Annotated in this window: 5 protein-coding genes and 2 pseudogenes; 4 read left to right on the top strand and 3 right to left on the bottom strand. The window is 67.1% G+C overall.

The genetic code is table 11. The annotated features are described in order from the left end of the window. Nucleotides 1-136: 136 nt before the first annotated feature. From ABZ434_RS32340 to ABZ434_RS32330, 3 genes and pseudogenes are all read left to right on the top strand, one after another. Nucleotides 137-676, top strand: a pseudogene (locus ABZ434_RS32340) (transposase); the annotation flags it as partial. A gap of 682 nt (nucleotides 677-1,358) precedes the next feature. Continuing rightward, nucleotides 1,359-2,156, top strand: a complete 798-nt coding sequence (locus tag ABZ434_RS32335) for an SMI1/KNR4 family protein (protein ID WP_359144321.1) — start codon at nucleotides 1,359-1,361, stop codon at nucleotides 2,154-2,156. A gap of 207 nt (nucleotides 2,157-2,363) precedes the next feature. Further along, nucleotides 2,364-3,131, top strand: coding sequence for a hypothetical protein (locus ABZ434_RS32330; RefSeq protein ID WP_359144318.1), 768 nt, complete (start codon nucleotides 2,364-2,366; stop codon nucleotides 3,129-3,131). A gap of 82 nt (nucleotides 3,132-3,213) precedes the next feature. Here ABZ434_RS32330 and ABZ434_RS32325 read toward each other — a convergent pair whose 3' ends face one another. From ABZ434_RS32325 to ABZ434_RS32315, 3 genes are all read right to left on the bottom strand, one after another. Next, nucleotides 3,214-3,777: a YcxB family protein gene (locus ABZ434_RS32325; protein WP_359144316.1), complete on the bottom strand. Its 564-nt coding sequence runs from the start codon at nucleotides 3,775-3,777 to the stop codon at nucleotides 3,214-3,216. A gap of 40 nt (nucleotides 3,778-3,817) precedes the next feature. Then, on the bottom strand, nucleotides 3,818-4,222 hold the full coding sequence (locus ABZ434_RS32320) for a YcxB family protein (RefSeq protein WP_359144313.1): 405 nt from the start codon (nucleotides 4,220-4,222) through the stop codon (nucleotides 3,818-3,820). 426 nt (nucleotides 4,223-4,648) lie between these two features. Beyond that, entirely contained in the window at nucleotides 4,649-5,482 is an 834-nt protein-coding gene (locus tag ABZ434_RS32315; RefSeq protein WP_359144310.1) for a hypothetical protein, read from the bottom strand. Nucleotides 5,483-5,815: 333 nt separating this feature from the next. Here ABZ434_RS32315 and ABZ434_RS32310 point away from each other — a divergent pair. Beyond that, nucleotides 5,816-5,917, top strand: a pseudogene (locus tag ABZ434_RS32310) (SDR family NAD(P)-dependent oxidoreductase); the annotation flags it as partial. Between the last annotated feature and the right edge of the window lie 83 nt (nucleotides 5,918-6,000).

The raw sequence follows: 6,000 nt of genomic DNA, 5'->3' as shown, positions 1-6,000 counted from the left end.
GTCTGACTGTTTTTGTTTTTTTCTATTTTTTCTTCGATTTTGTCGGTCCCGGGGTTGGGGCGCGGCCCGATGCGAGGGACTTTGTATGTGTCGTAGCACCGACCAAGGTGCACAGCATCAGACGAAGGCCGTGAGGGTGAGTCTGCTGCCTGATGCCGGTCCTGGGGAGGCGTTCGCGCAAGCATCACGCTTTCGGGAGGACCTATTCGACTGCCTGACCGCGCGCGGGGACGAGCTGTTCGAGCTTGTCGATGCGTTGCTGTGTGCGGACGGTCCGGTGACCTCGCCGGTGGACCTGACTTTGGTGGCCGAGCACCGGCGTGGGCACGGCGCGATACACGACGCGCTGAACTGCGGGAACGTGGATGTGCCCCGGCTGCGGCAGGTGCTGGCCGGGTTGCCGGCGCCGCAGGCCGCCGACGGGCGCTTGGTCCTCGCGGTCGACGTCAGCAACTGGCTCCGCCCCGACGCACCGACCAGCGCGGACCGCCTGTTCTGCCACGTCTACGGCCGCAGCGGACGGTCCTCGGACCACTTCATCCCCGGCTGGCCGTACTCCTTCGTCGCCGCCCTCGAATCGGGCCGGACACCCTGGTGCCAGCTGCTGGACGCCGTCCGTCTCGGCCCGAAGGATGACGTCGCCAAGGTCACTGCCGCTCAGCTCCGCCGTGTGGTCCTGACCGCGTCGTTGGTCCACCTGGAGAGGAGCGTCCGTGAAGACACGTCAGAGGGACCGAGGCGCCCCCGAGCCGCAGGCACTGTGGAACGAAGTCAGGCCACGGCTATGGCAGGGCGGGCACTTCTGGGCCCGCCATGACGGCGAGGTGCAGGCCGCTGTTGTCGCCACTGAATTCGACCTGGTCATCAGCTTGTTCACCCGACCAGGTCACGGACCGCACTCCGGAGTAGACCATCTGATCAGTGAGATCCCAGACGGCCCACTCACGGCTGAGCAACTCCACTCGGTCCAACAGCTGGCCGTCACGGCAGCTGAGGCCGTACGGAATGACCGCACCGTTCTCGTGCGCTGCCACTCCGGCTACAACCGCTCCGGCCTCGTCGTCGCACAGACCCTGATCGAGCTGGGCCAGGACCCGGCGACCGCCATCCCGCTCATTCGACAGAGTCGATCTCCTCCTCGCTCACCGCATCCCCCGGAGCACAGTGGCTGACCGGGGCATACTCACACCATCGCCGAACCTGCCGTACCGGTCACCGCGCCGGCGTGCTGTGCTCGCCAAGAACTTATTTGCCGCGGCCATCGCGCTGGAGGATCTCCGGCCCGGCAACCGTCCAATGGCGTCGGAGGATGCGCAAGAGCAAGTCCATTGTCAGTGCCGTGCGCTTCACTGTCCGCCATGAAGCTCACGCAGATAACCGTCAACGATCTGTTGGCTCAGCTCGGCCCGGCGGGCGGCCACCTGTACCTGCCCGGTGACCTGGATCCGCAAGTTCTGACCGACCTGCTCGCCGACAGATACGGGGCCCCACGCACCCTCGTCCTCGACGGCTTCGCCGATCCGACGGTCGACGAGCTCAACGGAGCGGGTCTTCTCGCCCCCTTCGGCAACCGTGCCGTGACGATGCGGAGCTGGGCCTATGGGGATCAGTGGGTCGGCGTGGGCGCGGCGCGAGACGACGAAGACATCGAACGGCCGGTGCTGGTGGTCGCTCACAGGCAGGTCGTGGAACCTTTGGCGGTAGCTCCTGGCGAGAACGCTGACTGGGTGGCGCGACTCATACAGATCACCGGCTGGACACAGCCTGCCCAGCAGCCGGACGCACGTTGGGCGGAGGTGGAGTCGCGCCTGGGCACCACGCTTCCTACCGACTACAAGCGCATGGTAAACACCTTCGGCGAGGGCGCCTTCGACGCATGGCTGAGCCTGAACCAGGAGCCGTGGACGAGTCTCCGAGAGGACGGGCTACTCATCTGGGCGGGCACGGAGCACGAGGAACTGTACTGCTGGCGGGTCAGCGGTGACGACCCTGATCAGTGGCCCGTCATCGTCCGGACCTTCGACGACGGCGACGTCCTCTTCGACTGCCAAGCAGCGCAGTTCGTCTGTCGCATCCTCATCGACCCGCACCACCGGTTCACGATGGCCCGCTATTTCGACACCCACTGGTTCATGAACTACCAGGAGAGCCACTGATCGAACCCGACTGCCAACGGGGCTCGCAGCCACGTCGCCCGTTCAACGTGCTACTACTGGCGCCGGGCAGCTGCGGACCGCGCAGCCCGTCATGCTGCTGGCGCCCGCCTGGCAGCCTGGCCAGCCGCAGGCGCGCAGTACTCGGTAAGGTAGGGATCTTCGGTCGGCGGGAGCCGTACGGAGTCTTCGAAGGCCGGGCACAACATCATGCATCTCGCCGACCACCCCTCACGCCACCGCCTCAACGCCGCCTTGGACGACCTTGCCGTCACCTTCCGCGGCATGACCGCGCATGAGGACGAGAGCAACTGCGAATGCCATTGGGGCAGTGCGCAAGAACTCGCGCTTTTGAAGACTCCGGACGTGGAGCTGGAACCAGACCTCCTGCGCCGGACCTGGACGGCCATCGACTGGACCGATCACGCCGCCGTGCTGAAGCGCGTCCTGCCGCAGTTCGCTCCGGTACTGGTCGCCGGTCGCGCGGATCCCCTGTTCGGACTGGAGGAGGCCGGGCGTTCCTTCGCCCGAGGCCGCTGGCAGCAGTGGCCCGACGATCTCGCCGCTTGCGTACGCGAGTTTCTGCACGCCTGGTGGGAGCACAGCCTCACCGATCCGAATGCGGTCGTCCCGGCGCACCAGGTCTTCGTCCTGTGTGCCGAGGCATCCGGAACGGTCGGCCCCTGGCTTGCCGATTGGGAGAAGCAGACTGGCAACCTCAGCGACCTCCGCCTGGCCGAGGCCGCCGCGAATTGGGAGTACGAACTCCTGGGAGACAGCCTGCCGTGGCACATCGGCTGGTACGAGCACGACGCAGAAGAGATGCGCGCCGAACTGGTCGCCTGGCTCCTCGACCACGCTGCGGTGCGGCTGCACGCGTCGGGCGCCCCGCCAGAGCTCCAGCACCGGATACGACTGCTCGGACTCACCGGCGAGGACCGCTATACGGATCCGCACTGGCCGGGTCACCGCTACTGACGATCACCGGCGGCGCCGTGCAAAGCCTTGCGGCAGCGGACTTGGCCGGCTCGACCGTCGGCGCGGGAGCCCTCCGCGTTCCTCACACGCGCGTGGTGTGCTGGTCCAGGATGGCCCGCAGCCGGTCGAGGCCCTCGGCCTCCTGCACCCCCCGCTTGGGCAGGACACCGAGGTACATGATGTTGGGGTCCCGGCTCAGAAGGACGAAGTGGCCGGCAGTCTCCCGGTAGCCCTGGAAGACAGTCCACTTCAGGACCAGCGTGGAATGGTCGGTCTGGCAGGTGATCCCCGCCGGGGACACGGAGGCGCGGTACTCGCCCTGCCAGCCGACGAGCCTCTGCACACTGGCGGCCTGCAGGCGGGGGTACCCCCACACGATCAGAACGACGAACAAGAACAGAACGGTCGAGACCACGTCGAAACTCCCGTGCCCCACGGTGGAGAGCAACCACTGCCCTACCCACAGAGTGAGAAACACCCCCCGCAGCAGCAACCCGGTCCGCTTGATCCGCGTGCGGACCCGCAGGCCGACCAGTGTGTCGTCCGACCGGGGCCGGTACACCACCTGGACCGCGGTCTGCTCGTCCACGGCATCGTCAGACGATTGCGCGTTGTGCACGCCTTCGGCGCTGCGGCCCTCGGCCATAGTTCCTCCCCCGGTACAAACGCTGCGGAACCTACGAGCGTCAGTGCCGGGGCGGACGGCCGCCGTGGCGGGGTAGGTGGCGGTCGAGTATGCCACGCAGCCGGTTGGTGTCGTCCCTGCCCAATGCTCGCTTGGGCAGATAGTGCGCGACGAGCAGGTAGGGCGCGGGCGTCAGCAGCACGAATCCGCCGGCGGTCTCCACGTATCCGCCAAGGCTCCGCCAGCCCCGGCGCGTCTCCATGTGTGTACCCGTGAAGCACACACCGTCAATTGAGTCGTCGACGTTCACGGTCCAAGGCCCCAGCGGGGCACCCATCTTGGCATGCCGCGCGGTCAGCACGCCTCTCCTGATCACGAAGCCGAACAGACAGCCGAGGAAGGCGCCTCCAGCTGCCAGGGCGCTGTCGGCAATCAACCACACCGCCCCTGCGAAGAGCACCGGCAAGAGCAGACTTTGCAGCCGCCCCCTGAGCCCCCGCACCCGCCCCCGTGCCTGGAACGCGTCGGCCCAATCCGGCCGCCCCAATTCGAATCTCAGCTCGACTACAGCTCCTGCTGCTGAGCTCAGCCCCTCTGCCACGACCGCCCCCTATGCCCCTCAGTGACGAGCCGTGATCCTAGCGGGCAAGCCATAGTCAGCCAAGATCGAGAACCCGCAGAAGCCGTTGTTCAATCGATCTTGAGTGCGGCGTGATCGAAGGTGGCCGTCGGGCCGCGAGGCCATCGCGCCATCCAGCGAAGAGCTGCTCCACGCCGTCGCTGTCGGGCGGGATCTGATGCCGAGCCGCAGGTAGGCACCCTGAGCCTCGCGGCCTCCCGGTGTCACGGCCTGCCCGCACCATGACGCTCGCGGCTGCACACTGCGGACGGGCTACGTCATCAACTCGATGTGCGGATGCTCGGGCTCCGCCGGGCAGACGAACAGGTGCTGCCGGTAGCCGCTGCCTATCTGGACACCGGTCGCGTTGTAGCCACGGTGGCTGGGGTACGGTCCAGCACCTGGGTGGGGGTGCGGAGACCAGCTGTTCCCGGCGTCGTCCCCTTCCTCGAACGTGGCGACGGTCATCAGGACCTCCATGACAGTGCCGCACTCGGAGCAGGGTTGCGAGCTGGGGTCGGTGGAGTTCCAAGCGGGCCAGCCGCCGACCTTCCAGCTGGGTGCGTTGGACAGCACACAGTCGTAGTACGTGTCCGGGTCCATGTCTTCCTCTGCTGCCTGCGGCACACTCCACTGCGCGAGCTGCTCCCGCAGTTCTTCGCTCAGCTCCAGATGGTCGGGGTACTCGGTGATCTGCTCCGGTTCGAGCACGCACGGTTCCGGTAGATAGCCGTCGAACTGCACTGCGGGCGGCTCGGGGGGCGTGTCGAGGATGTCGGTGACGGCCGCTACCGAACGCCAGAAGAGCAGGGTCCTGGGCATAATCGGATGATCGAAGGGGCACCACAGGACCTGCAACAGGTCCTTGCCCTCCGGCGGGCTCAGATCGGGCACATCACGTACGTACAGCTGCGCGACGGGCAGCATCGCTATGGGGCCGTCGTACGACTGGCCCGCCCTCCTCACCGGATACGTCCGAGGGGGGCGGATCCGCTCGAGAGTCTCCCGTTCCTCCGGAGTCAGGTCCCGGCCGTGCGAGGCGGCGAAGATCCGTCGTTCCAGCCGCAGATCCGCCGGGGACTTGGCTGGGTTGATGCCATCCACCACATGCGGTTCCTCGCAGCGCGGCCACGGCTCATCAGCGGGCCACAGCAGCGGCCCCCCGATCGAGCTGTCGTGCCACGTCGGCGCCCCAGGGCGGGGGTGAAGGCGGGTCGCCGTGCGGGCCAGCGGAACCAGTTGGGGAAAGACCGCGGCAACGTCGATCGGCCGTGGCGGAGTGACAGGAGTGACATTCATGGCCGCAATCTTGCCAATCGCCTCTGACAACAGCCCTCATGGCCGCCCCACGAAGAGTTCCGGCACGGGCGCCACTCGGGAAGAACGCACCGCCGGTCCGTTGCCGGCAGATGGCCCGCGAGCAGGTCCACGCGTGAGTTCAAGGACGCCCTCACCCCGCACTCGCTCGTCGAGTGCGTCCTCTTCGCAGTCACCCAGCCCCGCGACTGCTTCATCAGGGCGTTCCACTGCGAACAGGTCTGAGCAATGTCTCCACCCGCACGGCCGCTGCTGCCGCGATAAGAGCCTGGGTGGCCGTCGATATGGACCGGGCGGCAGCTGAACAC

Source organism: Streptomyces sp. NPDC005761, from assembly GCF_040630635.1.
GTDB lineage: Bacteria > Actinomycetota > Actinomycetes > Streptomycetales > Streptomycetaceae > Streptomyces.
The sequence above is the reverse complement of the archived record's forward strand: the minus strand, read 5'-3'. Positions and strand labels throughout refer to the sequence as shown.